General features: G+C 38.4%; 23 protein-coding genes and 1 tRNA gene. 11 read left to right on the top strand and 13 right to left on the bottom strand.

Features of this window, described 5'->3' with window-relative positions; translation table 11 throughout:
• The first annotated feature begins 78 nt into the window (after window positions 1-78).
• Window positions 79-609, top strand: a complete 531-nt coding sequence (locus VCM39_RS09515; protein ID WP_221651023.1) for a DJ-1/PfpI family protein — start codon at window positions 79-81, stop codon at window positions 607-609.
• A gap of 154 nt (window positions 610-763) precedes the next feature.
• Here the strand turns inward: VCM39_RS09515 and VCM39_RS09510 are convergent, their stop codons facing one another.
• Complete coding sequence (locus VCM39_RS09510) at window positions 764-1,141, bottom strand: YccF domain-containing protein (protein ID WP_002560146.1); 378 nt, start codon at window positions 1,139-1,141, stop codon at window positions 764-766.
• A gap of 734 nt (window positions 1,142-1,875) precedes the next feature.
• Here VCM39_RS09510 and VCM39_RS09505 point away from each other — a divergent pair.
• Window positions 1,876-2,886: an IS110 family transposase gene (locus VCM39_RS09505; protein ID WP_413544837.1), complete on the top strand. Its 1,011-nt coding sequence runs from the start codon at window positions 1,876-1,878 to the stop codon at window positions 2,884-2,886.
• 762 nt (window positions 2,887-3,648) lie between these two features.
• Here VCM39_RS09505 and VCM39_RS09500 read toward each other — a convergent pair.
• The 8 genes from VCM39_RS09500 to VCM39_RS09465 all read right to left on the bottom strand — a co-directional run bounded on the left by VCM39_RS09500 (window position 3,649) and on the right by VCM39_RS09465 (window position 10,818).
• Window positions 3,649-4,488 carry a PepSY-like domain-containing protein gene (locus VCM39_RS09500; RefSeq protein WP_322933004.1) on the bottom strand — a complete coding sequence of 280 codons (840 nt, stop codon included), beginning with the start codon at window positions 4,486-4,488 and terminating at the stop codon, window positions 3,649-3,651.
• A 15-nt stretch (window positions 4,489-4,503) separates the two neighbouring features.
• Window positions 4,504-4,941, bottom strand: coding sequence for a PepSY-like domain-containing protein (locus VCM39_RS09495; RefSeq protein ID WP_221650471.1), 438 nt, complete (start codon window positions 4,939-4,941; stop codon window positions 4,504-4,506).
• A 422-nt stretch (window positions 4,942-5,363) separates the two neighbouring features.
• Window positions 5,364-6,131, bottom strand: a complete 768-nt coding sequence (locus VCM39_RS09490; protein ID WP_221650472.1) for a DUF5131 family protein — start codon at window positions 6,129-6,131, stop codon at window positions 5,364-5,366.
• Window positions 6,132-6,137: 6 nt separating this feature from the next.
• Window positions 6,138-7,418 (bottom strand): sensor histidine kinase, encoded by a 1,281-nt coding sequence (locus VCM39_RS09485; RefSeq protein ID WP_289292467.1) that lies wholly within the window; start codon window positions 7,416-7,418, stop codon window positions 6,138-6,140.
• Window positions 7,419-7,420: 2 nt separating this feature from the next.
• Window positions 7,421-8,098, bottom strand: coding sequence for a response regulator transcription factor (locus VCM39_RS09480; protein WP_221650474.1), 678 nt, complete (start codon window positions 8,096-8,098; stop codon window positions 7,421-7,423).
• A 248-nt stretch (window positions 8,099-8,346) separates the two neighbouring features.
• Window positions 8,347-9,828 carry a proline--tRNA ligase gene (proS, locus tag VCM39_RS09475; RefSeq protein ID WP_221650475.1) on the bottom strand — a complete coding sequence of 494 codons (1,482 nt, stop codon included), beginning with the start codon at window positions 9,826-9,828 and terminating at the stop codon, window positions 8,347-8,349.
• Between the two features lie 125 nt (window positions 9,829-9,953).
• A complete protein-coding gene (locus VCM39_RS09470) occupies window positions 9,954-10,685 on the bottom strand; it encodes a TIGR02757 family protein (protein WP_322933005.1) in 732 nt (243 codons plus the stop codon).
• Between the two features lie 57 nt (window positions 10,686-10,742).
• A tRNA-Gly gene (locus VCM39_RS09465) sits at window positions 10,743-10,818 on the bottom strand.
• A 290-nt stretch (window positions 10,819-11,108) separates the two neighbouring features.
• Here VCM39_RS09465 and VCM39_RS09460 point away from each other — a divergent pair.
• The 6 genes from VCM39_RS09460 to VCM39_RS09435 all read left to right on the top strand — a co-directional run bounded on the left by VCM39_RS09460 (window position 11,109) and on the right by VCM39_RS09435 (window position 18,395).
• Entirely contained in the window at window positions 11,109-12,395 is a 1,287-nt protein-coding gene (locus tag VCM39_RS09460) for a zinc-dependent metalloproteinase lipoprotein (protein WP_289292554.1), read from the top strand.
• A gap of 160 nt (window positions 12,396-12,555) precedes the next feature.
• Window positions 12,556-14,013 carry a TolC family protein gene (locus VCM39_RS09455; protein ID WP_221650476.1) on the top strand — a complete coding sequence of 486 codons (1,458 nt, stop codon included), beginning with the start codon at window positions 12,556-12,558 and terminating at the stop codon, window positions 14,011-14,013.
• A gap of 49 nt (window positions 14,014-14,062) precedes the next feature.
• Window positions 14,063-15,118, top strand: coding sequence for an HlyD family secretion protein (locus VCM39_RS09450; RefSeq protein ID WP_221650477.1), 1,056 nt, complete (start codon window positions 14,063-14,065; stop codon window positions 15,116-15,118).
• A gap of 47 nt (window positions 15,119-15,165) precedes the next feature.
• Window positions 15,166-16,362: an ABC transporter permease gene (locus tag VCM39_RS09445; protein WP_289292555.1), complete on the top strand. Its 1,197-nt coding sequence runs from the start codon at window positions 15,166-15,168 to the stop codon at window positions 16,360-16,362.
• On the top strand, window positions 16,346-17,533 hold the full coding sequence (locus VCM39_RS09440) for an ABC transporter permease (protein ID WP_221650479.1): 1,188 nt from the start codon (window positions 16,346-16,348) through the stop codon (window positions 17,531-17,533). Before VCM39_RS09445 ends, VCM39_RS09440 begins: the two co-directional genes overlap by 17 nt.
• Before the next feature lie 43 nt (window positions 17,534-17,576).
• Window positions 17,577-18,395 carry an SDR family oxidoreductase gene (locus VCM39_RS09435; RefSeq protein ID WP_221650480.1) on the top strand — a complete coding sequence of 273 codons (819 nt, stop codon included), beginning with the start codon at window positions 17,577-17,579 and terminating at the stop codon, window positions 18,393-18,395.
• 295 nt (window positions 18,396-18,690) lie between these two features.
• Here the strand turns inward: VCM39_RS09435 and VCM39_RS09430 are convergent, their stop codons facing one another.
• Complete coding sequence (locus VCM39_RS09430) at window positions 18,691-19,419, bottom strand: DUF6064 family protein (protein WP_289292556.1); 729 nt, start codon at window positions 19,417-19,419, stop codon at window positions 18,691-18,693.
• A 210-nt stretch (window positions 19,420-19,629) separates the two neighbouring features.
• Here VCM39_RS09430 and VCM39_RS09425 point away from each other — a divergent pair, with 210 nt between their 5' ends.
• Entirely contained in the window at window positions 19,630-19,818 is a 189-nt protein-coding gene (locus VCM39_RS09425) for a hypothetical protein (protein WP_322933006.1), read from the top strand.
• 128 nt (window positions 19,819-19,946) lie between these two features.
• On the opposite strand, the gene VCM39_RS09420 is transcribed toward VCM39_RS09425, so the two are convergent.
• The 3 genes from VCM39_RS09420 to VCM39_RS09410 all read right to left on the bottom strand — a co-directional run bounded on the left by VCM39_RS09420 (window position 19,947) and on the right by VCM39_RS09410 (window position 22,524).
• Window positions 19,947-20,330 carry a DUF2809 domain-containing protein gene (locus tag VCM39_RS09420; protein ID WP_221650483.1) on the bottom strand — a complete coding sequence of 128 codons (384 nt, stop codon included), beginning with the start codon at window positions 20,328-20,330 and terminating at the stop codon, window positions 19,947-19,949.
• 104 nt (window positions 20,331-20,434) lie between these two features.
• Window positions 20,435-21,562 (bottom strand): response regulator, encoded by a 1,128-nt coding sequence (locus tag VCM39_RS09415; RefSeq protein ID WP_221650484.1) that lies wholly within the window; start codon window positions 21,560-21,562, stop codon window positions 20,435-20,437.
• A 26-nt stretch (window positions 21,563-21,588) separates the two neighbouring features.
• Window positions 21,589-22,524, bottom strand: coding sequence for a UDP-glucuronic acid decarboxylase family protein (locus tag VCM39_RS09410; protein WP_002560127.1), 936 nt, complete (start codon window positions 22,522-22,524; stop codon window positions 21,589-21,591).
• Between the two features lie 208 nt (window positions 22,525-22,732).
• Here VCM39_RS09410 and VCM39_RS09405 point away from each other — a divergent pair, with 208 nt between their 5' ends.
• Both VCM39_RS09405 and VCM39_RS09400 read left to right on the top strand, forming a co-directional pair.
• Window positions 22,733-23,692, top strand: a complete 960-nt coding sequence (locus VCM39_RS09405) for a hypothetical protein (RefSeq protein WP_322933008.1) — start codon at window positions 22,733-22,735, stop codon at window positions 23,690-23,692.
• A 239-nt stretch (window positions 23,693-23,931) separates the two neighbouring features.
• Window positions 23,932-24,891 (top strand): hypothetical protein, encoded by a 960-nt coding sequence (locus VCM39_RS09400; RefSeq protein WP_002560124.1) that lies wholly within the window; start codon window positions 23,932-23,934, stop codon window positions 24,889-24,891.
• Window positions 24,892-24,915: the final 24 nt, after the last annotated feature.

The raw sequence follows: 24,915 nt of genomic DNA, 5'->3' as shown, positions 1-24,915 counted from the left end.
ATTAGTAAATCTATCTTTGCGGTACAAAAGTAATAAACTTACTAAAAATAACTATTGTTTCACTTTATAATTAATGTTATGGCAAAGAAAGTTGCAGTTTTAGCAGTAAATCCGGTCAACGGATTCGGTTTATTCCAGTATCTGGAAGCATTTTTTGAGAATCATATTTCATACAAAGTGTATGCAGTGGCAGAAACGAAAGAGATTAAAACCAACTCAGGAATAACCTTACTTACAGACGATGTGATAAGTAATCTGAAAGGGCATGAAGATGAATATGACGCATTGGTATTTGCCTGTGGAGATGCAATTCCTGTATTTAAAAACAATGCAGACAAGCAATATAATCTTGATTTAATGGAAGTGATTAAAACTTTCGGAGACAAAGGAAAACTAATGATTGGGCACTGTGCCGCTGCAATGATGTTTGACTTTACAGGAGTCACCAGCGGTAAAAAAATAGCAGTACATCCTCTGGCAAAACCAGCGATACAAAATGGAACAGCTACAGATGAGAAATCTGAAATTGATGGAAACTTCTATACTGCGCAGGACGAAAATACGATCTGGACAATGATGCCTAAAATAATTGAAGTTCTCAAAAAATAGAAACCTATTCCGTTCTATATAAGAAATATCGTAGAAGCAAATCAACTTAGCATTAAAACACAGATTATCGCAAAATCAGATTTAATCTGCGATAATCTGTGTTTATCTGCGTTTCAAAAAAACTATCTTGAAATAGATCAGGTTTTGCAAAACATTATCTCTTATCTACAATTTCCTTCCCAAACGGCGTCAATGCAAGTCCCGCCAGCTTAAAGTGTTGTATACCGAAAGGCAATCCGATAATTGTGATACTCAGCAACACTCCGAATACCAGATGTGAAAGGCTTATCCAGATACCTCCTAAAAATATCCAGAGAATATTCATTAATATACTGAGACAACCACCCGAATCAGGGCAACTCCTCACCTCCTTTCCAAATGGATATAATGCCAGCAAAGCCATCTTCAAGGTCTGAAGTCCGAAAGGAATACCAATAATAGTTATCATCATCAAGAAACTGGCTATCAGATATTCGACAGCTGTGAATATGCCTCCCAATAGAAGCCATAGTATGTTCATGAGTAAATTCATACTTCCAAAAATTTCATTATCTATGGATACAAAGATAAAACAATCTTGTGAATTTTTGTATGGTTTTGAGTGTATTTCACCACAGAGTAACACGGAGTTCCACAGAGTTTAAATCTTTATTGAAACGCAGATGAACGCAGATTTTCGCAAAGGGAAACAAATCTAAGATAAAAAACCACAGTCTTTTAATCTGTATTTATCTGTGTTAATCCGCGTTTCATCAGATAAATAGTACTCTGTGGAACTCTGTGTTACTCTGTGGTGGGTTTTACTCATTTCCGATCGGTTTTGATGCAATTTAAACTGGCTAAGAATTTATAAATATTAGAGGTATGAGGGCATCTCTTATGTAATAATTTTAGAACATAGAAAAACACTTTCTTTTGTAAAATACAGATAGTTTATAGTAATAAAAGCGTACAACAATCAATCTAACCAATAAGCTGATTATAAACAAGTTAACATGGTGTAATTTTCCTCTACCATTATCTTTGCCATGGAAAACATAGTTCTTTATGAACGTTAATAAGAATAAATTTCTTAATATTGTCTCGTAAACAAGAAAGCCTCCATATGTCGCGTTAGCTTACTTCCTCTATTAATCTTTTAGATTATTCCTCGTATTAAGCACGACATATTTATTGAACCTAAGCCAGAGAGTATTTCGGGAGTTGGATCCCATTATCATGGTAGTAGCCGTTCAATATCGGAGCCCTTCACTAAATAAAAATGTTATGGTACAAATTTATGGAATTGATTTGGGAATGTCAAGCTTTGAGGTTAGTTTTTTGAGTGAATCGGGCAGTGTCCGTCATTTATCCGGTGTAAAGAACACGGTTCATGGGATCAGCAAGTTTCTTCTCTCCTTGCCTTCCGCTGCCGTTCTTTGTGCGGAACATACAGGCGTTTATGGCGACCTACTGCTTCGTCTGTGTACTTTAAACCGGATATGCCTGTGTTTTGTTCCGGGTTATCAGATAAAGCATAGTCTGGGGCTTCAGCGTGGTAAATCCGATCCTCTGGATGCCTGTCGTATCCGTGAATATGCCGAACGTTTTTATGACCTTCTCAGACCTTGTTTCTATGCTGGGGAAGAGATGTCTGAACTTCAGGAATTGTATCGTACACGCTCTCTGCTGGTGGAATCTCGTAAGCGCCTGGACACTTTAAACATAGGTGATAATTGTAAATCTTCTGTTTCCCTGGCGGCCGTCCATGCACGGAGAGCTGTTCTTGCGGAGTTAAATACCCAAATATCCGGGCTTGACCATGAGATAGAAGCCCTCATACAAAACTCTTCCGAATTCAGCAGGAATTATCAGATTCTTACCTCCATTGTCGGTGTAGGACCTGTGACCAGTTGTGAGCTGATAATAAAGACAGAGAATTTTAGAAAATTAGACACGGCTAAAAAATGTGCTGCTTACGCAGGTATCGCTCCTTATCCAAAAGAATCGGGAAAGATGAAATGCGGACATAAAATATCGCCAATGGGTGACAAACAATTGAAAACACTGCTTTTCTTATGTGCACGTTCGGCAAAGGAGCATAATAAAGAAATAAGATTATACTTCCTAAAAAAGCATAAAGTGGAAAAGAAGCACTTTTTCGTAGCGATGAATAACATTGCCAATAAGTTATTGCGGCTGATTTACAGTCTGATTCACAAGCAACAGACCTATGACAGGGATTATATACAAAGAGACCCGAGATGTGTTGTGATTTCAGATACACATAAATGCTGAAAAAGGAATAAATGGACCGTTTAGGTAGTAAATATTCAAAACAAGTAGACGGTTTTATAATGCATTGATAATTAATACATTATATGAGAGATTATTTTCTCGTAGAGAAACGGGGCATTTATCACCGAGAAATAAGTGAAACATCCATAAGATATAACAATTGGTATAGTTACGAAAGTAGAGTCAGTCATTAATTGTAATGAAAAAGAAAACATAGTGAAGAAAGGACATATCTTTCGTAGTTAACATTTATTAAAGCAATATTCTGCGGAAACATTTGGTTTTAATAGAGTATACGAGAAACGTATCAAAACTCTACGGAGATCGGGTCGAAACTCTACGAGAAACGAGGCGCTCCTCGTAGAGCAACAAATGGAATGTTTATAAGACTTGACAAGAGGTATATAGAAAAGCAAAATCGACTCCTTCTTTTTGTACTAAAAAATAAATTTTTTTAATACTATGCAAACCGTCTCTATTTCATTCCACTTCCTCATTAACTATCTTAACAGTTTGTCTTACCCTACTTTTTTAGCCCGGCAAAAGTACGTACTTCTAAGGTATAAAAGTACGTACTCATATACAAGAAAAGTACGTTTTTAAGATACACTTAAATACGTACTTTTACAACATAAAGAATGCATTATTAATTACGTTGTCATTCAGCAACTTACGTCTTATTTACTATTTCATACATCGATGATCTTCAACAGACGCTTTCTGTTATAATTGCTGTTATGATAACTTTAAGTCCAATAGAGATCAGATAAATTTCCCTGTCGTATCTATTTTCACTTTTACCTCTTTCGCTCCTTGCTCCAGCTCAATCTGATAATAATCTCCTTGTGGTGCTTCATAATATTCGGCATCATCCACAGTATACGTACTGTATTCAGAGTTTGCCAATGCTTGTGTCACAACAGCAGGGAGTTCATTCCGACGAATGTCCCATGAAGTAGAAATCCAATTGTTCGTTTTATCAAACCAAACCTCTTTACAACGCCCCTCGTGAACGATTTCCACTTCTGTCACACCCTGTTCTACTTCTATCTCCATCAACCGGGCATCGGGATATTTATCGTTAATGAAAGAAAGAATTGCTTCCGGAACCTGTGCCGGCAAATGGCTTTCATAATCGTCATCATGATCCGTATCTGCAACTGCTTTTATCAAAAGCCCTTCAGCAGAATAGTACAAATCCATTTCCTGTGGTTTCTTCTCAACCTCAATGACATATACTGTTTCCATATCCCGACGTTCCAATTTATCAACATCGTCAACAGTCCAAGTGCTATAATCTCCCTGTTCAAACGCCGCTTTCACAGCTTCGGGCAAGCCTACATACAAAACATCCGTTTCTGTCATGCACCACACACCTGCCGAAGTGAACCAGGCAGAAGCTTCACTGGCATTATCATAAAAATCGGCAACATAATAACCAGCTTTTGTTTCCCATTCTACGCGAGTAGCAGCAGGATATTTCTCCAGGAATGCTTTCTGAAGTTCGGGAGATACTCTCATGTTATCATCATCATTATCACAACTTTGCAAACTTATAATACAGGCAACCGCCATTAGTATAGAATAAAATCTCGTCTTCATTATTCTCTATCTTTTTTAATTATCAATATCAATCAGGTTAAATTGCAGGTCAAACTTCAGTTCCCACTTATTAGAGAGCTTCACTTCATACTCTTTTTTGTCACGTTCTATCTTCAACACTTTAGCGTCGGGATAGTTCTCTGAGATATACTTACGAATAACCACAGGAATAACACTCACAGGGACAGCACTGTACTTGCAATTCACCTCTTTCCAATTTCCTTGTTTGTCAAACTCTACTTTATTGCCATCGGTAAAAATGACATCATAACTCTTATCGAACCAATCGGTTTCCATTTTAGCTATAGCAACCTTGCTGTCGCTAAAGTGCGATTTTACAAACTGTTGAGCCGGTTGTGGTAACTGGTCTACCTTAATAGGCTTATCATCATTTGCCCTTACAACAGATTGAATAGTAAACAGGCACACAAATAAAAGAAGTAACTTTTTCATAATCATTTTTTTTTATACTGTTTTTTTCTTTGAATATTTAATTATGATACAAAGATGAGAAGAGAAACTGAAAAGATTTTGAAATCTGAGAAGAAATGAAATAAAAAGCGATCTTATATATTATATTTGTAAAGTCTAACAAAAAACATTTCTACATGAGAGAAAAATTAGTCTTGTCTCTTCTTGTATTTATAGTGACCACAAATCTGGCCAAGAAGAATACACGATACTGATTATAAAGTAGGCAACAAATAGTTTACTGATAAAAGTACTTCCGAGTATTTCTGGAAAAATTATCAAGATGCACAAACTACCAACAAATGGCAAAATGCTGTTATGTAAGATTGTGGCAAACGTTGGGAGTGGCTAAAGAAAGAATAAAAAAAGCCGGAAACATCTATCATTTTTAAAAGAGGTCTTTTTTATAAAATTCCTCTTTTTTCCGGTTTACCATCCCTGCCTATTCTGTAATTTATACCTGCTTTCCATGCCTGTGCAATCTGATAATATCGTTTAATGCGATACAACTTTCCGTCTTTAAGCAGTTTGGCTCCGGTCTGATGGAAACAGAAAGGAATGTCTTTTTCTATACACTGTTTACGAATATCGAGTATCCATTCATAATCACAAATTCTGGCATCATTCCCCGATTCACCACTTGCTGCTACTTCTTCAATTGTATCGTCCAAGTAAGGTGAGAGAGCCAAACTTTCCAGTAGCGGAGCTGCTATAATTATTTTATGTCGTATCGGCAACTCTTTAAAAATAGGCAAGCGATAATCTGCCATCTCCTGGTTTTCAACGGTACACCCGATAATCACATTCTTATATCCGTTTCCCCAGTCATCGGGCAACCCAACCTTAAACCGATCAATACGTTTAGTAAAAATAAAAAAGTCCAAATCTTCCCTTTCACGTATCATAGCCCATGCTTCTGCCCGCCATTCGTCTGCACCATCCACAAAGAAGTCAGAAGTAAAACAAGTATAAACCAATTTTCCCGACTCTATCTTATAACTTTTATCGCGCTTTAGCTTCACAGGCAGACTAAAATTCGCAGTTTTGCGAACCTCACGACTGCTGGTATCTGCACCATACATTTCATCCTGTCGATAAACATAGCAATATTTACAACCGGCACTGATTTTAGTACAACCATGCCACGGATTCCAGCTTGCTGACATTATCATATTTACCTAAATTTTCTCTTCTGAAATTTCAAAACAATGTTCGCCATTCTCAAAATAATACCTCAGTCCGATATTCTGCAACCGGCAAATAGAATCAACGATTGCCAGTCCAAGTCCTGTAGAACCTTCTTTTTTGGCACCCTGATAAAAACGCTCAAAAATACGTTTCTCGTCCAAAGGCTGTCCTACCCCACTATTACGAAACGTAAAGCTGTGTGGCCTTATTTCTATTCGGATATGTCCACCATCTATGTTGTGAACGAATGCATTCTTCAAAAGATTAGTTATCAGGATAGTGGCAAGAGACTCATTCATTTGTACGCGAAAAATACCATCTTCAACTATTTCTGTCTGAATATCCCGATAAGCATATACTTCTTTATAATCATCCATGTACTGCTTTAAAAGTTCATTAAGTTCCAGTTCTACGGTTTCTGTAAATTGCCCGTTATCTATTTTAGAGAGTAATAACAGCGATTTATTCAGTTTTGTAATATGCTCCAAAGTCTGGTGAGTCTTCATCAACTCCTCCAGCTGGGTTTCAGAAAGAGATTCATCTTCCATCATCATCTCCAGACGATTTCGGCAAATGGCAAGCGGAGTCTGTATTTCATGAGAAGCATTGCCTATAAATTGTTTTTGTTGTTCAAACAGTTGTTCACTACGTTCTGCATTCCGAAGGGCTGCTTCATTTAGCTTACGAAATTCAGTTATCTGTGTGTCATTCTTCAGAAGTTTATTCTTATTTCCTATCCGATAATCATCCAACCAATGCAACAAGACATATAAAGGTTTCATATTTTGTTGAAATACCCACACATTCACTGCTATTATAACAAGCAACAAAGCGATATAAAGAAATATCATCCAATCACGTATCGCAGCAGTCAAATCCTCTTTCTCTATACTGGGAATAGATACTGTTAATTCATAAAAACGATTTTCATTATCTTTAAATATCGTAGTCAGAATACGTGCCGGTTCGGTTTCACCCTTTTCCACAATATAAACCATCGAATCTTTATAAGTAATGCCTTCACGGCTGTCCGCATATTCCTCAGTAACTTCTTTAAGATAATATTGATTGTTTGAACCGGTATTTTGTGAAGGCAATTCCTCTCCGGCAAGAGCACGAATAATGATTATTTCCGAATAATCTTCCAGAGAATCGTCCACCTCATCGTTTACCTCATCCATCATAGCCATATAAAAAAACACTGCCCAAACACCTAGAACAAGTGTCAAGAGCAAGGATATGCGGATAACGATGCGATAAATCAGTTTCATAATTATTCAACAGTCATTTTATAGCCAAATCCATAAACCGCTTTTATTTCAGCAGTGGCTCCGGCATCTTTCAGTTTCTTACGAAGATTCTTTATTTGTGCATAGATAAAGTCAAAATTATCTACCTGGTCGATATGATCTCCCCAAACAGACTCGGCAAGTGTATTCTTATTAACCAGTCTGCCGGGACGATTAATAAAATACAATAAAATATCATATTCCTTCCGGTTCAGCTCAACTTCTTTTTCATCAATAAGCACCTGGTATTTATCCGGAAGAATACGAATATTACCCAAACGAATATCAACCTCTCCATCATGATGTTGACGGCGAATAACGCTTTTAATACGAGCATTCAGTTCTGCCAGATGAAAGGGTTTAGGTAAATAATCGTCCGCCCCCAATTCCAATCCCAATACTTTATCTTCCAAAGAATCTTTCGCAGAGATAATAATTACATTCTCACGTTTGTGCATTGCTTTCAGCTTTTCAAGCAGATTAAGTCCGTTACCATCCGGAAGCATGATATCCAGTAAAACGCAATCGTAATCATAATCTTCTATTTTACACAAAGCCGAATTAAAATCGGCAGCCACCTCCACCACATAACGCTCTTTTTCCAAAGAACGTTGAATGAGTTCACGTAATGAAGGTTCATCTTCAACTATCAATATCTTCATAAGATTACTTTTTTATTAGATATATGTACAAAGAAAGAGGAAGTTTCTGAAATAAAGCTGAAATCACGACGTTTTTTTTAATTTTAAGCTCATAATACAGGTACTGTATCCCAACTGAGTGATAGTATTGAAATACCGATTCATAGTAAGAGCTAAATCTGAGATACTCCGCTTATTCACTAAAAAAACAAATGCCGGTTGGATCAATGATCTGCAACCGGCACTCGCGTCAGAAATAAAGTATCTTCTTAATAAGAACGTGCAAAAATCACACGGCATGCAGAAGGCTTACCTGTAACCATACACTTACCCGGAGTTTTATCGCCATCGAATGGAATACAGCGAATAGTCGCTTTCGTCTCTTCTTTAATTTTCTCTTCGGTTTCAGTAGTTCCATCCCAGTGAGCAAGAATGAAACCACCCTTTTCTATTTCTGTCTTAAACTCATCATAAGTATCTACGGTTCTTGTCATAGACTCACGATGTTTCAAAGCTTTCTGATAAATATTTGCCTGAATTTCTTCAAGGAGATTCTTAACATACGCTTCGATACCTTCACAAGAAATTGTTTCTTTTTCCAAAGTATCTCGGCGCATTACCTCCATTGTATTGTTCTCCAAATCACGGCCACCCATAACAAGACGCACAGGCACACCTTTCAGTTCATAATCTGCAAACTTAAAGCCAGGACGCTTATTATCGGCATTATCATACTTCACAGAAATACCCAGTGACTTCAAATTGGCAACAATACCCGCCACCTTAGCATCAATCTGCTTCAATTGTTCGTCGTTTTTATAGATAGGTACTATAACGACCTGTATAGGAGCCAAATGCGGAGGCAATACCAACCCGTTATCATCAGAGTGAGTCATGATAAGTGCTCCCATCAGACGAGTAGAAACACCCCATGAAGTAGCCCACACATACTCCATCTTATTCTCTTTATTCACAAACTGTACGTCAAATGCTTTGGCAAAGTTCTGTCCCAGGAAGTGAGAAGTACCACTTTGCAAAGCTTTTCCATCTTGCATCATTGCCTCGATAGTATACGTATCAAGTGCACCGGCAAAGCGCTCGTTAGCCGACTTCACTCCTTTTACCACCGGAACAGCCATATACTTCTCTGCAAAATCAGAGTATACATTCAGCATTCTGACTGCTTCTTCTTCCGCTTCTTCACGGGTAGCATGTGCTGTATGACCTTCCTGCCACAAGAACTCGGCTGTACGCAGAAAAAGGCGTGTACGCATTTCCCAACGGAATACATTTGCCCATTGATTGCACAGAATAGGCAGATCACGATAAGATTGTATCCAGTTTTTATATGTATTCCAGATAATTGTTTCTGAAGTAGGACGAATAATCAGTTCTTCCTCAAGTTTTGCAGCCGGATCTACCACGACTCCCGAACCGTCTTCTGCATTTTTAAGACGATAGTGAGTCACTACTGCACACTCTTTAGCAAAGCCTTCCACATGTTCGGCTTCACGGCTAAGGAAAGATTTCGGGATTAGTAACGGAAAATAAGCATTCACATGACCTGTTTCTTTAAACATATCATCCAACTGACGTTGCATTTTCTCCCAAATAGCGTATCCGTAAGGCTTTATCACCATACATCCACGCACAGCCGACTGCTCTGCCAGATCGGCTTTTACCACCAAATCATTGTACCATTGCGAGTAATTCTCGCTACGTTTGGTAAGGTCTTTCAGTTCTTTTGCCATTATATTTTTATTTAAAGTTTTCTTAACTCATTAAAAACAGGATGCAAAAATACGAAATTAGACTGAACTCTACCTATTCTTCTGCATTATTTTTGTCAATGAAAGCCGCTATAACGAGGCTTCTGTCACTTTACAGGCTCATTCACTCCAAAACCGAACAAAGCAAAATCTCCTTTTACCGGATCATCGGGCCAGATACGTGCCAATGCTTTAGTAATATCACTTGCTGTTTTGATACATTTACGGCTTTTTGTCAAGCCCAAATCGATAGAGATACGATGAACGTGAGTATCAAGTGGAATAATCAATTCACGGGGATGAAATTTCTGCCAGATACCAAAATCAACACAGGAGTCCCGACGAATCATCCAACGCAGAAACATACACATTTTCTTTGATTCGGAAGTACTACGTATTTCGGGCATACCGTTGATATGCCCAAAAACTGATTGTAATCTTTGTAATGGTGAGAATCCTTCAAAGGACTTATAAAGATGGTCTTCCAATGTCGGGGTTTGAGAATACACTGCATGCAAGGTACTACACAACAGATAAAAATCATCATAAGAATAATATCGGTAAAAACTTCTCTTTTGCCCTGCATACATTTTCCATTCTTCACTCATTATATAAGAATGAGGAGCACGACTGAATAGTTCACAATCCACCCGGTCTGCACTTTTGATAATGGCTTTACGGTTTCCGGTAGCTATCCAGGAAGTTACGAGACCTGAAATTTCAATATCTACCTGAGAGGTATAACGATGAGGTATTTGTATCGGATCTTCTGTGATAAAGGCCGGAGTTTCATATCGTTCCGCCAATAACATAAGATATTCTTTCAGTTCTTTATTCATGATTATTACAGATATAGCAAGAGCCATAAATCAGGTTGATTTATGGCTCTTTTCATTTGGAGCGGCAAGCGAGACTCGAACTCGTGACCCTTAGCTTGGGAAGCTAATGCTCTACCAACTGAGCTACTGCCGCATTACATTTCTATTCTTCGAAAACGTTGGCAAAGGTAAACATTGTTTTGTAAAAAAGCAATGTGTAGGCGGAAAAAAATAAGAAATAATAAATTTATGTGGTTATATAATCTCTACACTGAGTTTATTAATAAAAACGAAACAGGTATAAATGAAGAGTAATATTTTTAATATAACAAGCTTTAGGATACAAATAAAATAAAAAAGATTAACTTTGTAACATACTAAGAAAGAATAAAGATGAAAAACATATATCCTAATTAAATTATTACATATCAAAAAATGTTTATTATGAAAATGAGATATCTATATCCTCTGCTGGCATTGCTACTTCTCTGTTTTGGCTGCGAAGATTCAAACAAAGACTCATTATTACTTGAAGTTTCCCAATCATCATTCAATGCTATCAGTAGCGATGGAGAAACTGTAGAAGTAGAAATAACCTGTAATGGTTCGTGGACTGCCTCCAGCAATTCGAAAAAATGGTGTAACGTAACTCCGCAAACAGGACTCGAAAACCAAAAGTTAACGATATACATTGAAGGAAATTTAGAAAAAACAGCAAGGACGGCAGTCGTTACAGTCACTTCACAAGGGATTAATAAAGAAATTAAATTAAAACAAGAACCTGCCAGTACTCCTTTTGACCCGGAAAAATACCATTATAAACTTCCTGTCATCTTCCATGTACTATACAATGACAGAAATAACAATACGCAATATGTTAAAGAAGGAAGATTGCCGGAAATATTGAAGAGAGTGAATGAACTCTACAAACATGCAGGAACCAATAGTGTAGATATGAATCTGGAATTTGTACTTGCCACTGAAGATCCCAAAGGGAATACCCTGTCTGAACCGGGTGTAGAACGTATTAAATGGAAATCAGCATCTATTGATATGGAAGAATTTATGTTTACCAATGACCATACTTACAATTACCTGATCTGGGAACCAAACGACTACATTAATATAATGGTGTATACTTTTACGGACGAAAATACATTAGGCGTATCTCATTTCCCATATACCCCTCAGGGATATCCTCTGGAAGGTACAGAAACTGTCCCCTACTATATTACCGGAGATAATCTCCAATATGCTTATTGTATATCCATAAACAGTACTTATATTTATGAAGAAAGTATCAATGGACGTTTGAATCAGAATGATGCCGCCATTACTCTCGCTCACGAAATTGGACACTATTTAGGTTTATATCATACATTCTCCGAGGCTACTTTAAACGGTGTTAAAATTTGCGAAGATACCGATTATTGTGAAGACACTCCCACCTACGACAGGGGTGAATATATGGATTGGCTGGAAAGCCTGTCCGGTAATGTTTCTTTTGCAGACTTAGCCCATCGTTACGACTGCCAGAGTGGTCCGTTTACAGCACGGAATATTATGGATTATAGCTTCTGCTATCTGGACGAGTTTACACGAGATCAAAAGAAAAGGGTACGCCACATCCTGACTTACAGTTCGCTGATACCAGGACCGAAGAAAGGACAGGCAAATACCCGTTCTACCTATGACGGACCGTTGGATTTGCCTATCCGGGTGATGAAATAGGTTCTTTCTTACACATAACTTTTTAATTCCGCGAATTACGCAGTTTAGTAAAACCTTAAACTGCGTAATTCGCGGTTTTATTTTTCTGCTTTAAAATACAGTCTGCGAACAATCTTCTTTTTCATCTGTTAACTTCTCACGAAATAAACGAATAACGAATATGAACCTAAACCATCGAATGATTCTCATTATGCTATCGGTAGGATTATTTATACCTACCGTTATAGCACAAGAAGATAGCTCCGGAAAGCAACACCTTAGTTTTGAGGAAGCTCTTGAGTTACTGCACAATGGTAACCAGAGTTTAAAAATAGCAGATAAAGGAGTGGAAATAGCCAAAAGTGAAAAAGGAAAGTTGAACGCATTCTGGTACCCAAGCGTGCAATCAACCGGAGCATTTGTACATATGTCAGAGAAAATAGAGGTAAAACAGCCTCTGTCACAATTTACCGATCCGGCAAAAGACTTTGTACATAGTATTATTCCGGATGACAAAATTATAAGTGGCATACTCGATCAGATAGGAGCCAATACGCTGATATTCCCTTTGGCACCACGCAATCTCACAACAGTAGATGTTACTGCCGAATGGGTACTCTTCTCTGGCGGTAAACGATTCCATGCCAGCAAGATAGGAAATACCATGGTAGATCTTGCCCGTGAAAGCCGGGCGCAAGTGGATGCCACACAACGTACACTATTAGCCGAAAGTTATTATGGATTAAGACTGGCACAACAAGTAGTGGCAGTGCGCGAAGAAACCTATCGTGGATTGGAAAAGCATTATGAGAATGCCCTCAAACTGGAAGCTACCGGGATGATAGACAAAGCGGCACGTCTCTTTGCACAAGTTAATATGGACGAAGCGAAACGCGAACTGGAAGCAGCACGTAAAGAAGAAGCTGTTGTACAGAATGCACTGAAAACATTGCTCAATATAGAGGGAGAAAATGGAGAGATTACTCCTTCCTCACCTCTGTTTATAAATGATTCACTTCCACCCAAGATGGAATTTATTCTTTCGGTAAATACCAGTAACTATCTTGTCAATCAGTTAAACCTACAGGAACACATGGCCAGGCAACAGGTAAAGATTGATCAAAGCGGATATATGCCCAATATTGCACTCTTTGGCAAACAGACATTATATTCACACGGTATCCAAAGCAATCTGTTACCTCGTACAATGATCGGGGTAGGCTTTACCTGGAACCTCTTTGACGGATTGGAACGTGAGAAGCGGATCCGCCAATCTAAACTCACCAGACAGACATTAGCACTGGGGCAGGCAAAAGCAAAAGACGATCTCGCCGTAGGAGTAGATAAGCTATATAGTCAGATGCAAAAGGCACAGGATAACGTGCGCGCTTTGAACACCACCATTGAGTTGAGTGAAGAGTTGGTGCGAATGCGGAAAAAAGCTTTCACGGAAGGAATGGCCACTTCAACCGAGGTGATTGATGCAGAAACAATGCTGGCTAAAGTAAAAGTAGCCCGACTGGCTGCCTATTACGAATATGATGTAGCACTAATGAATCTACTGGCCCTATGTGGTACACCGGAACAATTCAAACAATATGCCGCCACTTCGCCTGGTAACTTGCTTAAAGAGGAATAAAAAAACGAAAGAATCTCAATTAACAGAAACGATAATCAACCCCATAATTATGAATACAGAAGATAATATAAAAAAAGAGGTAACGCCCTCTTCAAAGGAAGTACAAGAGAAAACTTCTAACAGAAAAAGTCTGAGCATCGCCTTTATTGTTGTCCTGATAGTTGTTCTCTTATTTACATCTATCGGTATGATATTAATGAGAAAACAACCACTCGTGCTACAAGGCCAGGCAGAAGCTACAGAAATACGTATCAGTGGAAAACTGCCCGGACGTATTGACACTTTCTTAGTACGCGAGGGAGACTGGGTGAAACAAGGCGATACACTTGTAGTAATCAACAGTCCGACCATAGAAGCCAAATATCGCCAACTGGATGCATTGGAACAAGTAGCTGTACAGCAAAACAAAAAGATTGATGCAGGTACACGCCGACAGATTGTGGCTACTGCACAGCAACTTTGGAATAAAACAAAGAGCGATCTGTCATTGGCAAAGACTACCTATGACCGGATACTTACTTTATATAAAGACAGCGTGATAACTTCACAACGTAAAGATGAGGTAGAAGCGATGTACAAAGCAGCAGTTGCTGCAGAACGTGCTGCCTATGAACAATATCAAATGGCGGTAGATGGTGCACAGAGTGAAGATAAAGCTTCGGCAAGAAGTCTGGTAGATGCGGCACGCAGCACAGTGGATGAAGTAACTTCTCTACTCGTAGATGCACGCCTTACAGCTCCCGAAGACGGACAGATAGCCACTATCTTCCCCAAACGCGGAGAACTCGTAGCACCGGGAACACCTATCATGAATCTGGTAGTGATGAGTGATGTACATGTGGTGTTGAATGTACGTGAAGATTTAATGCCAAACTTCCGTATGGGAGGTAAATTTGTAGCAGATGTTCCGGCAATAGCTAAAAAAGATGTAGAATTTGAGATATATTATATCAGTCCGTTGGGTAGCTTCGCTACATGGAAATCGACCAAACAAACGGGTAGCTACGATTTACAAACTTTTGAAATACATGCAAGACCCACACAATCTGTAGATGGATTAAGGCCGGGAATGTCGGTGCTTGTTCAATTGACAGTGAACAATTGACAATGGACAGTGGGGAATTGCATCGGTATATTATTAAATTATTAATTATGACTAATAACTCTCAATATTCAACCTCTAACTATCAACTAATCTCCGTCCTACGTCGTGAGTGGACACGGATGACTTCACGCCGCCTTTATTTTGGCGTCTGTATCGTCTTGCCATTGTTCACCCTCTTCTTTATGGCTACTATCTTCGGCAACGGACAAATGGAGAATATACCTATCGGTATTGTCGATCAGGATAACACAGCAACTTCACGGACAATAACAAGAAATATATCGGCAGTACCCACTTTCAAGGTAACCCGCCACTTTACCAATGAAGCTGCCGCCCGTGAAGCGGTACAACGTAAAGAGATATATGGCTATCTCTCCATCCCTCACAATTTTGAGCAGGATGCCACAACAGGCAATGAAGCTACTCTCGCCTATTATTATCATTATGCACTGCTCTCAGTGGGCGGCGAGCTAATGGCGGCATTCGAAACATCGCTTGCACCAGTAGCATTATCTCCCATAGCGATGCAGGCTGTAGCACTTGGAGTAAATGAACAACAAATAGAAACATTCCTCCTACCTGTACAGGCAAATAATCATCCTATATACAATCCGTCCCTGGATTACTCGGTCTACCTGAGCCAGCCCTTCTTTTTTGTATTGTTTCAGGTACTCATATTACTCATCACCGTGTACAGCGTGGGCAGTGAAATCAAGTTTCGTACCGGAGACAACTGGCTTGCCGTAGCAAAGGGAAACATGGTGACCGCCATCATGGGTAAACTCCTACCCTACACTCTCATTTTCAGCCTTATCGGTATACTGGGCAACTATGTTATGTTTGGCGTGCTGCATATTCCCTTTCATGGCAGCTGGCTGCTGATGAATACAATGACCGTGCTTTTTGTGGTCGCAACCCAATCACTGGCACTGTTCATCTTCTCTCTGTTTCCGGCAGTAGCACTCATTATCAGTATTGTGTCTATGGTAGGATCACTGGGAGCAACACTGTCCGGAGTTACTTTCCCAGTGGCCAATATGTATCCTTTGGTAAGAGACGCTTCATCCCTCTTTCCGGTACGCCATTTTACAGAAATTGTACAAACTATGCTCTATTCCAGTGGTGGATTCGTCTACCTATGGCCTTCGGCCGTTTTTCTTTGCATCTTCCCGCTATTAGCGTTAATGATGCTCCCCCACCTGAAACGAGCTATAATCAGTCATAAATATGAAAACATCCAATAAACTCTCACAACTGGCATTTATTATCGCACGCGAATTTCGTGCTATCAGTACCAGTTACGCTGTGTTGCTGGTGCTAATGGGAGGTATCTTTGTTTATGGATTACTCTACAACTATATGTATGCCCCGAACATCGTCACCAAAGCTCCTGTTGCTGTGGTAGATAATTCACACAGCAGTTTGAGCCGACAATATATACGCTGGCTCAATGCCACACCACAAATAGAAATCTATGCACAGGCAATGGATTATCATGAGGCACAGGAATGGATGAAAGAAGGGAAAGTACAAGGTATTCTATACTTGCCACATAACTTCGAAGATCGGGTATTTCAAGGAGAGGAAGCCGTATTCTCACTCTATGCCACTACAGATGCCTTTCTTTATTATGAAGCCCTACAAGAAGCATCATCACGGGTGATGCTTGCCATTAATGATGCCTATCGTCCGGATGGTACTGTATTTCTACCTCCGCAAGGCCTGATAGCTGTAGCTATGGCAAAGCCTGTCAATATCTCAGGTACAGCACTATACAATTATACCGAAGGATACGGTTCTTATCTTATTCCGGCGGTAATGATGGTCATCATCTTTCAGACATTACTAATGGTTATTGGTATGGTGACGGGAGATGAATATCAAACAGGCGGCATACGTGCCTACCTCCCATTCGGGACGGGATGGAAAACTGCAGCACGTATCGTTACAGGAAAAACATTTGTTTATTGCATGCTGTATGCTCTGTTCGCTTTCTTTCTGCTGGGATTGTTGCCCCACTTCTTTAGTATTCCCAATATAGGCAGTGGCAAGGATATTATAATCATGCTCATCCCCTACCTGTTGGCAACCAGTTTCTTCGGGCTGGCAGCTTCACGCTGGTTTACCGACTCAGAAGCTCCTCTGCTGATGATTGCTTTCTTCTCCGTGGGATTGATTTTCCTCTCCGGAGTATCCTATCCCATGGAATTAATGCCGTGGTATTGGAAAATGGCACATTATATTATACCGGCAGCACCGGGCACACTTGCTTTTGTAAAACTAAACTCTATGGGAGGAAACATGGCAGATATACGCCCGGAATATATCACGCTGTGGGTACAGACTGTGGTATACTTCGGGCTGGCTGTATGGGTATATAAAGAGAAATTAATCTCCATGAATACATCTCCGTGAGAGAATATATTTATCTTTGTTGTTCCAAAATCAAAAATGATTCATGAAACAACCACAAGTTATACTCATTACCGGCGCCTCTTCAGGATTCGGAAAAATAACAGCACAAACTCTCGCTGCACAAGGACACATCGTATATGGCACAAGCCGAAAGCAAACCGAAAACAAAAAAAGTGTGACGATGCTTGTTGCAGATGTTACTGATAGTAACTCCATACACCATGTAGTGGAACGTATTATAAAAGAACACGGACGTATTGACGTACTGATAAACAATGCCGGTGTGGGCATTGGTGGTGCACTAGAACTAGCAACGGATGAAGAAATCGCCCTACAAATGGATACAAACTTTCTGGGTATGGTTCGTGTATGTCGTTCCGTACTACCTATTATGCGTAGGCAACGCAAAGGAAAGATTATCAATATCAGTTCTATTGCAGGACTAATAGCAGTACCCTATCAGGGTTTTTATTCTGCTTCAAAATTCGCGATAGAAGGATACAGTGAAGCTCTTTCGCTGGAAATACATCCGTTTGGTATCAAAGTATGTGTGGTGGAGCCAGGAGATTTTAATACTGGATTTACAGCCAATCGGAATATCTCTGCCACTACCCTGAACAATCCCGATTACGGGCAATATTTCGCAGATACACTAAAGATCATAGAAAAAGCAGAAACAGGAGGATGCTCACCTTCAAAGTTGGCAACCACCATATTGAAGTTAGTAGAAAAAGAGAATCCTCCTTTCCGGACACTTACCGGGCCATTATCGCAAGTAGGGTTTGCCAAAGTTAAGGGCTGGCTTCCGGGAAAGATTATCCGGTATGCACTGCGCACGTTTTATAGAATAAAGAAATATTAATGGAAATTTTTCTGTAAAACAAATTTCATTTACTTAACTTTCACAAAGAAATAGATTATCTTTGTGAAAATAATTATAAAGGAGATCCGGTTAGAATGCTTGTAAAGGCATATAAATAGGGCATCTAACGGAGTTTTCTCGATACCCATTCAATATTACATAGTATGTTACGATTCGTTTGCTGGTATGTTGCGATGCAAATAACACTATGTTGCAATGCAACAGATATTTTCTTCCGGAAAAGTCGCTTTTAGGTTAATAATCAATAAATCTGTTCTTGACAAAAATGACCTCATCATTCGGCCGGAGTCAGTTGCAGGAACATGGTAACTGTAAGAATAATCCCCAAGGCAATACAAACAGAGACAAGTAATAAGTTAATAAGTTTAGCTTTGGGCTTTGTATCAGTATGCAGTCTGTTCAAAAAATATTCTCTGAAGAAAAGATAAAGAGCCGGCACAGAGGCACTGGCAAGCAAAAAATCCTCAGGAATATGGAAAAAATAGGTTTTGGATAATCCGATGAGCGACCAATGGCAAAGAAAGAGCACAAGAAACATATTCACTTTACGTGCAAACAACAATAATAATCCAATGGTAAATACCACTACCGAACAAGGCATCACCGGAGAAGTAATACCCGGAAATGTCAGTCCGCGTGCCAAAGAAAGTAAAGGATAAATAAAAGGCATAACCAACAGGATATATGCCAGACCATCATATTTGCGGCTACGCTCCAACGTAGTATATCCGGTCAACGTATCCCATATCCATATTAAGACCATCACTCCCCAAAAAAGAGCCATCACAACATTATAGTTACGTTCGGCACAATAAATATAATAATATACCACCGCAATCCATATATAAAGAAATATAAGATAAAACTTCATCGATAACTTCACCCATGACTCTGGTCTCCTCAGCAATAGCCCTGTAAGAATGATACCAATGATAACAATTATCAACTGAAAAAGCCAGGTAGCCGAGTTGTACCCCGCAATAGTGTTCCAAAATATATCCATAACGTTTATTTTCTTCGCGCGATTGTATCCTATCCGAAATCGGTCGCAAAAGTATAAAAATGCTTCCTATTTCTCTCCTCAAATCTGATTTTTTATCAATATAACTCTATTTATGCACAGAATACTCTCATTACTTATTTTGATTTTATGAATAAAAAGGCGTATGTTTGCATTTCCGGCACTATTTCCGGCACTTAAATATCATGAGGTATGAAATATGTTGTGATCATTTATTATATACTTGTCAAAGAGGGCAAAGAGATTGAATCTCTCAATATTAAGGAGAATATTGAAACTGATTCGCCAGAAGAAGCAATAGGTATAGCCTATAATACCTTCAAATCCGAATATCCGGATGATAATTGTTATATTGCGGCAATAATTCCCAATGCCATATAATGATTGGAGTCAGTATAAATTAAATGGGACACTGATTTACAAATAAAGCCTTTAAATACATGTCATTTATGTTCCGATTATTGATCCATAATCCAAAAGCAAAAACTCCTTTATAGATATCCGGTTAATTATTTCCTCTTATAAGTAAGAAAGAAGTCTGTTAATGCTGCCAGTCCAACGCCTATTGTATAGCACAGCATATCAGACCATAGGAATCCATGTCCTAAAATCAATGCCCCCAAAGTTGTTCCCCGAATCGCATTTATCCAATCGGACTGATATAGTTGACTCACTTCAATGCAATAAGAAAACAGCAGAGCAATCGTCACTCTTCGTAATAAACGGGTAAGGGGAAAAAGAAAGCTTATTCCCCAATATACCATAGCAGCCCAAAGGGTATCTCCGGCATAAGTGGCTACAAAAGAAGGTAGATAATCACCGTAAGTCCGTGAGCCAAGCCCAAGAATGACTATAAGTACCCATAAAGCGAGATAGCAGAAACGTAACTTCATAATAGACACATCCAATAAAAAAGAATCCCGAAGCCCTCTTTCTATATAAAGCAGGCTTCGGGCATTTATAATATTATAACTTAATAGTGTAAGTTTTCTCTTGTTTATTTCTTCAATGGGATAGAAAAACTGAATGTAGATCCTTCTCCCTTAGTAGATGTGAACCATAACTTACCACCGTTCTTGATAACAAAGTCCTGGCAAAGCAACAAACCGAGCCCGGAACCTTCTTCATTATTCGTTCCAAAAGTACTGAAATGAGTATCTGTATGCAACAATTTCTTCTGGTTCTCTTCGTCGATACCACAACCACTGTCTTTTACACTCACGACAGCCATACCCTCTTGTTCCTGCACTGTTACCAATATCTCAGTTGCTTCATTACTAAACTTGATAGCATTACTAAGCAAATTACGGATAACTGTTTTTATCATATCAATGTCAGCATGTACGTCCAACTTGCTTGGTGTTTCCAAACGAATACTGATCTTTTTCAATTCAGCTACCATCGAGAAGATCTCTATCACTCCTTCAGTAACTTCTACCATATCAATATCCTGATATACTACCTTCAACTTACCGATCTGGCTCTTAGTCCATTTCAATAGATTATCAAGCAAAGAGAACACATCCTCTGTAGTTTGATTGGCCATCGTAAGTAACTCATACATTTCTGGTCCTATGGTGTCACTTGGCAAATTCAATATAAGCATATTTAATACCATTTTAATGGATCCCATTGGAGAACGAAGATCATGAGCTATTACAGAATAAAGCTTATCACGTCCGATAATCGTCTTTCTCAGTTCCTCTGTCTGCGCCACGATAATACGCTTCGCAGCAATCAGTGAGATTTGATGAGTGACGCGGATTATCAACTCTTCTTTATTAAAAGGTTTTGAAATAAAGTCATTACCTCCTACTTGAAAGCCTTTCACAATATCCGCCGTACTATTCAGAGCCGTCAAAAAGATGATCGGAATTTCTGCCGTTTCCGGATTGGCCTTCAGTTGCTGAGAAACTTCAAAGCCACTCATATCAGGCATCATCACATCCAACAGAACAAGATCAGGTTTCTCTTTTGTAACCTGATCCAACGCTTGACGACCGTTACTGGCTGTCGCAATCTGAAACTTCTCATTGGTAAGAAGTACCTTCAGCAACAATACATTCGACATTACGTCATCTACAATTAGTATTTTGTATTCTGAAGGATTTATTTCCATGTTCATCTTTTATATAGCTTTATCTGGTTGTTTTATACTTTATAATCTTTAAAATAATTAATCATACGTCCGAGACCTTCCTCCAGTTCTACCGTTGGTTTCCAATTCAGTTTCTCCTTTGCCAATGTAATATCCGGCTGACGCTGTTTAGGGTCATCATGCGGCAAAGGCTTAAATATAATCTTTGATTTCGAACCAGTCAGTTCAATTACTTTTTTTGCCAATTCAAGGATAGAAAACTCATTAGGGTTACCAATATTCACAGGTCCTGTAAAATCATCAGGAGTATTCATCATCCGGATCATTCCTTCGATCAAATCATCTACATACTGAAAACTGCGTGTTTGTTCTCCCGAACCATAGATAGTAATATCCTGATTTTGCAATGCCTGAACTATAAAATTAGAAACAACTCGTCCGTCGTTGGGAAGCATACGAGGACCGTATGTATTGAAAATGCGGATAATCTTTACACGAACATCATTTTGACGATAATAATCCATAAAAAGAGTTTCGGCACATCTTTTACTCTCGTCATAACATGAACGATAGCCAATAGGGTTTACATTCCCCCAATAGCTTTCAGGTTGTGGATGTACCATCGGGTCACCATACACCTCACTGGTAGAAGCCTGCAATATCTTAGCATTTACACGCATAGCCAATCCCAGCATATTAATAGCCCCCATTACAGACGTCTTTATCGTCTGAATGGCATCATGTTGATAATGTATAGGGGAAGCAGGGCAAGCTAAATTATAAATTTCATCAACCTCTGCACTATATGGAAATGCCACATCATGACGTACAAACTCAAAATGATAATTGTCCATCAAATGCACGATATTACTCTTTGAACCTGTAAACAAGTTATCTAAACAAATAACATCATTACCTTCATTCACCAATCTGGTACAGAGATGTGAACCTATAAATCCGGCCCCACCACTAACTAATATTCTTTTCATGTATTATAAGTTCCATTTATGCACGGACAAATGTAGACGATTCACCCTAATTATGCAAATATTATGAACTTTTTTATTTCATATAAAATTTCATTCACCCCCACACAAGCCAAAAAATGAACCACAAAATGAAAATAGTTGCGATATGCGAAACATCTCTCTACTCTTATTTGTTCTAAATCTAGAAAACAAGAAAAGGACAATGATTATGATAACAAATAAATTAAATGAAGGGCTCATTGAAGCCATAAAAGAAAAAATACCGGCAAACAGTAATATAGCAAACGTATTAATGGACAATTTGTTTATCGGTAGAGAAGCCGTATACAGACGACTACGTGGAGAAGTTCCTTTCACTCTGACAGAAGCTGCTATTATTTCCAGAAAACTGGGAGTATCACTCGACAAGATGATAGGAGTAAGTTTTAAGGAGAACGCCGTTTTTGACATGAATGTGGTTCATCACAGTAACCCTTTCGAAACATATTACGACATTATAAATAAGTATACCGAGCTATTAAAAAGCGTAGAAGATGATCCTATTTCTGAATTGGCTACATCTTCCAACACTATCCCGCAGACATTATATCTTAAACATGATATATTGTCTAAGTTCAGACTGTTTAAATGGATGTATCAGAATGAAAATATCGGTTGCAAGCATTTTGACGAATTGGAGATACCAGCCAAACTACAAGATATTCAAAAAGACTTTGTAAATGCTGCAGAACAGATTCATAGTACAAGTTTTATATGGGATAGCAATATTTTTTCCCACATAGTGAATGATCTGGAATATTTTTCGAGCATTCAGCTTATCTCCGACAAGGCCAGACAAGAGATCAAGGAAGAGTTGTTACTTTTATTAGACGAATTAGAGAACTTGGCAAGAAAAGGAAAATTCGAATCTGACAATGAGGTTAATATATACATTTCTAATATTAACTTTGAAGCAACCTATAGTTACGTAGAAAGTAGCAATGTACATCTGAGCATGATACGTGTTTATGCTATAAACTCCATCACTACACAAGATATTGAAATGTGCAAGAGTTTAAAAGAATGGATTCAGTCATTAAAAAAGTTTTCTACACTAATCTCCGTTAGTGGAGAAATGCAACGTATACAATTCTTCCAAAAGCAAAGAGAGATAATTGATACATTATAAAAAGATATATCAATGATATTCAGAATCAAAAGCAAATACATTTTCTCATAACGAAAATACGTTTGCTTTATTTTTGTATAATTTCATTTTTCATAATCTACATTACACAAAACAATAAAATAAGAAATAACGCAACTCACTATTACGTTTTATTCCATACTAATTATCAGACAGGAAGCTTTATATTTGCATAAAATCATTTTTCGACAAGAAAATCACTAAAAGCAATATAAGCAAGTATGAAGAATAGTATAGTAAACGAACTCATCAACGAAATGAAAGAGCGTATCGCTCCAAAAGAAACACTTGCCAATTTTCTAACTAATACACTATGTATGGGAAAAGAGGCCGTTTATCGCAGACTACGCGGAGAGGTAGCTTTCACTTTTGATGAAGTCGCTGTTATATCTCACAAACTCGGAATATCCATCGATCAGATAATTGGCAATCACCTGTCAAACCGGGCTACATTCGATCTGAATCTGCAACATTCACCCGATCCGATAGAAAGTTATTATGAAATACTGGAACGTTATCTGAGAATCTTTAATTATATCAGAAATGATGATAGTACAACCATATATACCGCAGCCAATATAATTCCTTTCACACTCTATTCGGCTTATGAGAGTCTGTCTAAATTTCGCTTGTGTCGCTGGGTATATCAAAACGGGAAAATAAAAACTCCTCACTCATTAGCCGAGATGCAAGTTCCTGAGAAAGTCATCTCTGCACACAAAAAATTAAGTGAAACAGTAAAACATTGTAAGAAAACCTGTTTTATATGGGATAGTAATATCTTCTACTCATTCATAAAAGAAATTAAGTATTTTGCAGGATTAAATCTGATTTCAGAAGAAGATGTAAAACAGTTAAAGAATGAACTTCTCCTATTATTACATGAATTGGAACAGTTATCTATAAAAGGAGAATTTAATAATGGAAACAAAGTGGCCATCTATCTATCAAATATCAACTTTGAAGCAACCTATACTTATATTGAGAAGAGTGATTTTCAGATCAGTCTGTTCAGAGTATACTCTATAAACTCAATGGATTCACAAAATCAACAGATATGTACTTTACAAAAGAATTGGATACAATCCTTGAAAAGACATTCAACCCTAATTTCCGAAAGTGGAGAAGTACAACGCATTAATTTTATGGAACGACAAAAAGAGATAATAGAACAACTATAATTCTCCATAATTCTCTATTCAGTG

Origin of the sequence: Bacteroides mucinivorans (assembly GCF_034654355.2) — a bacterium.
GTDB lineage: Bacteria > Bacteroidota > Bacteroidia > Bacteroidales > Bacteroidaceae > Bacteroides > Bacteroides nordii.
The sequence above is the reverse complement of the archived record's forward strand: the minus strand, read 5'-3'. Positions and strand labels throughout refer to the sequence as shown.

Excerpts from the sequence above, each read along its gene's own strand:
- VCM39_RS09405 (WP_322933008.1), top strand. The coding sequence starts at position 22,733 with ATGATAACAAATAAATTAAATGAAGGGCTCATTGAAGCCATAAAAGAA.
- VCM39_RS09435 (WP_221650480.1), top strand. The coding sequence starts at position 17,577 with ATGAAACAACCACAAGTTATACTCATTACCGGCGCCTCTTCAGGATTC.
- VCM39_RS09455 (WP_221650476.1), top strand. The coding sequence starts at position 12,556 with ATGAACCTAAACCATCGAATGATTCTCATTATGCTATCGGTAGGATTA.
- VCM39_RS09410 (WP_002560127.1), bottom strand. The coding sequence starts at position 22,524 with ATGAAAAGAATATTAGTTAGTGGTGGGGCCGGATTTATAGGTTCACAT.
- VCM39_RS09420 (WP_221650483.1), bottom strand. The coding sequence starts at position 20,330 with ATGAAGTTACGTTTCTGCTATCTCGCTTTATGGGTACTTATAGTCATT.
- proS (WP_221650475.1), bottom strand. The coding sequence starts at position 9,828 with ATGGCAAAAGAACTGAAAGACCTTACCAAACGTAGCGAGAATTACTCG.
- VCM39_RS09500 (WP_322933004.1), bottom strand. The coding sequence starts at position 4,488 with ATGAAGACGAGATTTTATTCTATACTAATGGCGGTTGCCTGTATTATA.
- VCM39_RS09445 (WP_289292555.1), top strand. The coding sequence starts at position 15,166 with ATGACTAATAACTCTCAATATTCAACCTCTAACTATCAACTAATCTCC.
- VCM39_RS09495 (WP_221650471.1), bottom strand. The coding sequence starts at position 4,941 with ATGAAAAAGTTACTTCTTTTATTTGTGTGCCTGTTTACTATTCAATCT.
- VCM39_RS09415 (WP_221650484.1), bottom strand. The coding sequence starts at position 21,562 with ATGAACATGGAAATAAATCCTTCAGAATACAAAATACTAATTGTAGAT.
- VCM39_RS09450 (WP_221650477.1), top strand. The coding sequence starts at position 14,063 with ATGAATACAGAAGATAATATAAAAAAAGAGGTAACGCCCTCTTCAAAG.
- VCM39_RS09505 (WP_413544837.1), top strand. The coding sequence starts at position 1,876 with ATGGTACAAATTTATGGAATTGATTTGGGAATGTCAAGCTTTGAGGTT.
- VCM39_RS09460 (WP_289292554.1), top strand. The coding sequence starts at position 11,109 with ATGAAAATGAGATATCTATATCCTCTGCTGGCATTGCTACTTCTCTGT.
- VCM39_RS09515 (WP_221651023.1), top strand. The coding sequence starts at position 79 with ATGGCAAAGAAAGTTGCAGTTTTAGCAGTAAATCCGGTCAACGGATTC.
- VCM39_RS09510 (WP_002560146.1), bottom strand. The coding sequence starts at position 1,141 with ATGAATTTACTCATGAACATACTATGGCTTCTATTGGGAGGCATATTC.
- VCM39_RS09400 (WP_002560124.1), top strand. The coding sequence starts at position 23,932 with ATGAAGAATAGTATAGTAAACGAACTCATCAACGAAATGAAAGAGCGT.
- VCM39_RS09440 (WP_221650479.1), top strand. The coding sequence starts at position 16,346 with ATGAAAACATCCAATAAACTCTCACAACTGGCATTTATTATCGCACGC.
- VCM39_RS09425 (WP_322933006.1), top strand. The coding sequence starts at position 19,630 with ATGAAATATGTTGTGATCATTTATTATATACTTGTCAAAGAGGGCAAA.
- VCM39_RS09485 (WP_289292467.1), bottom strand. The coding sequence starts at position 7,418 with ATGAAACTGATTTATCGCATCGTTATCCGCATATCCTTGCTCTTGACA.
- VCM39_RS09430 (WP_289292556.1), bottom strand. The coding sequence starts at position 19,419 with ATGGATATATTTTGGAACACTATTGCGGGGTACAACTCGGCTACCTGG.
- VCM39_RS09490 (WP_221650472.1), bottom strand. The coding sequence starts at position 6,131 with ATGATAATGTCAGCAAGCTGGAATCCGTGGCATGGTTGTACTAAAATC.
- VCM39_RS09480 (WP_221650474.1), bottom strand. The coding sequence starts at position 8,098 with ATGAAGATATTGATAGTTGAAGATGAACCTTCATTACGTGAACTCATT.
- VCM39_RS09470 (WP_322933005.1), bottom strand. The coding sequence starts at position 10,685 with ATGAATAAAGAACTGAAAGAATATCTTATGTTATTGGCGGAACGATAT.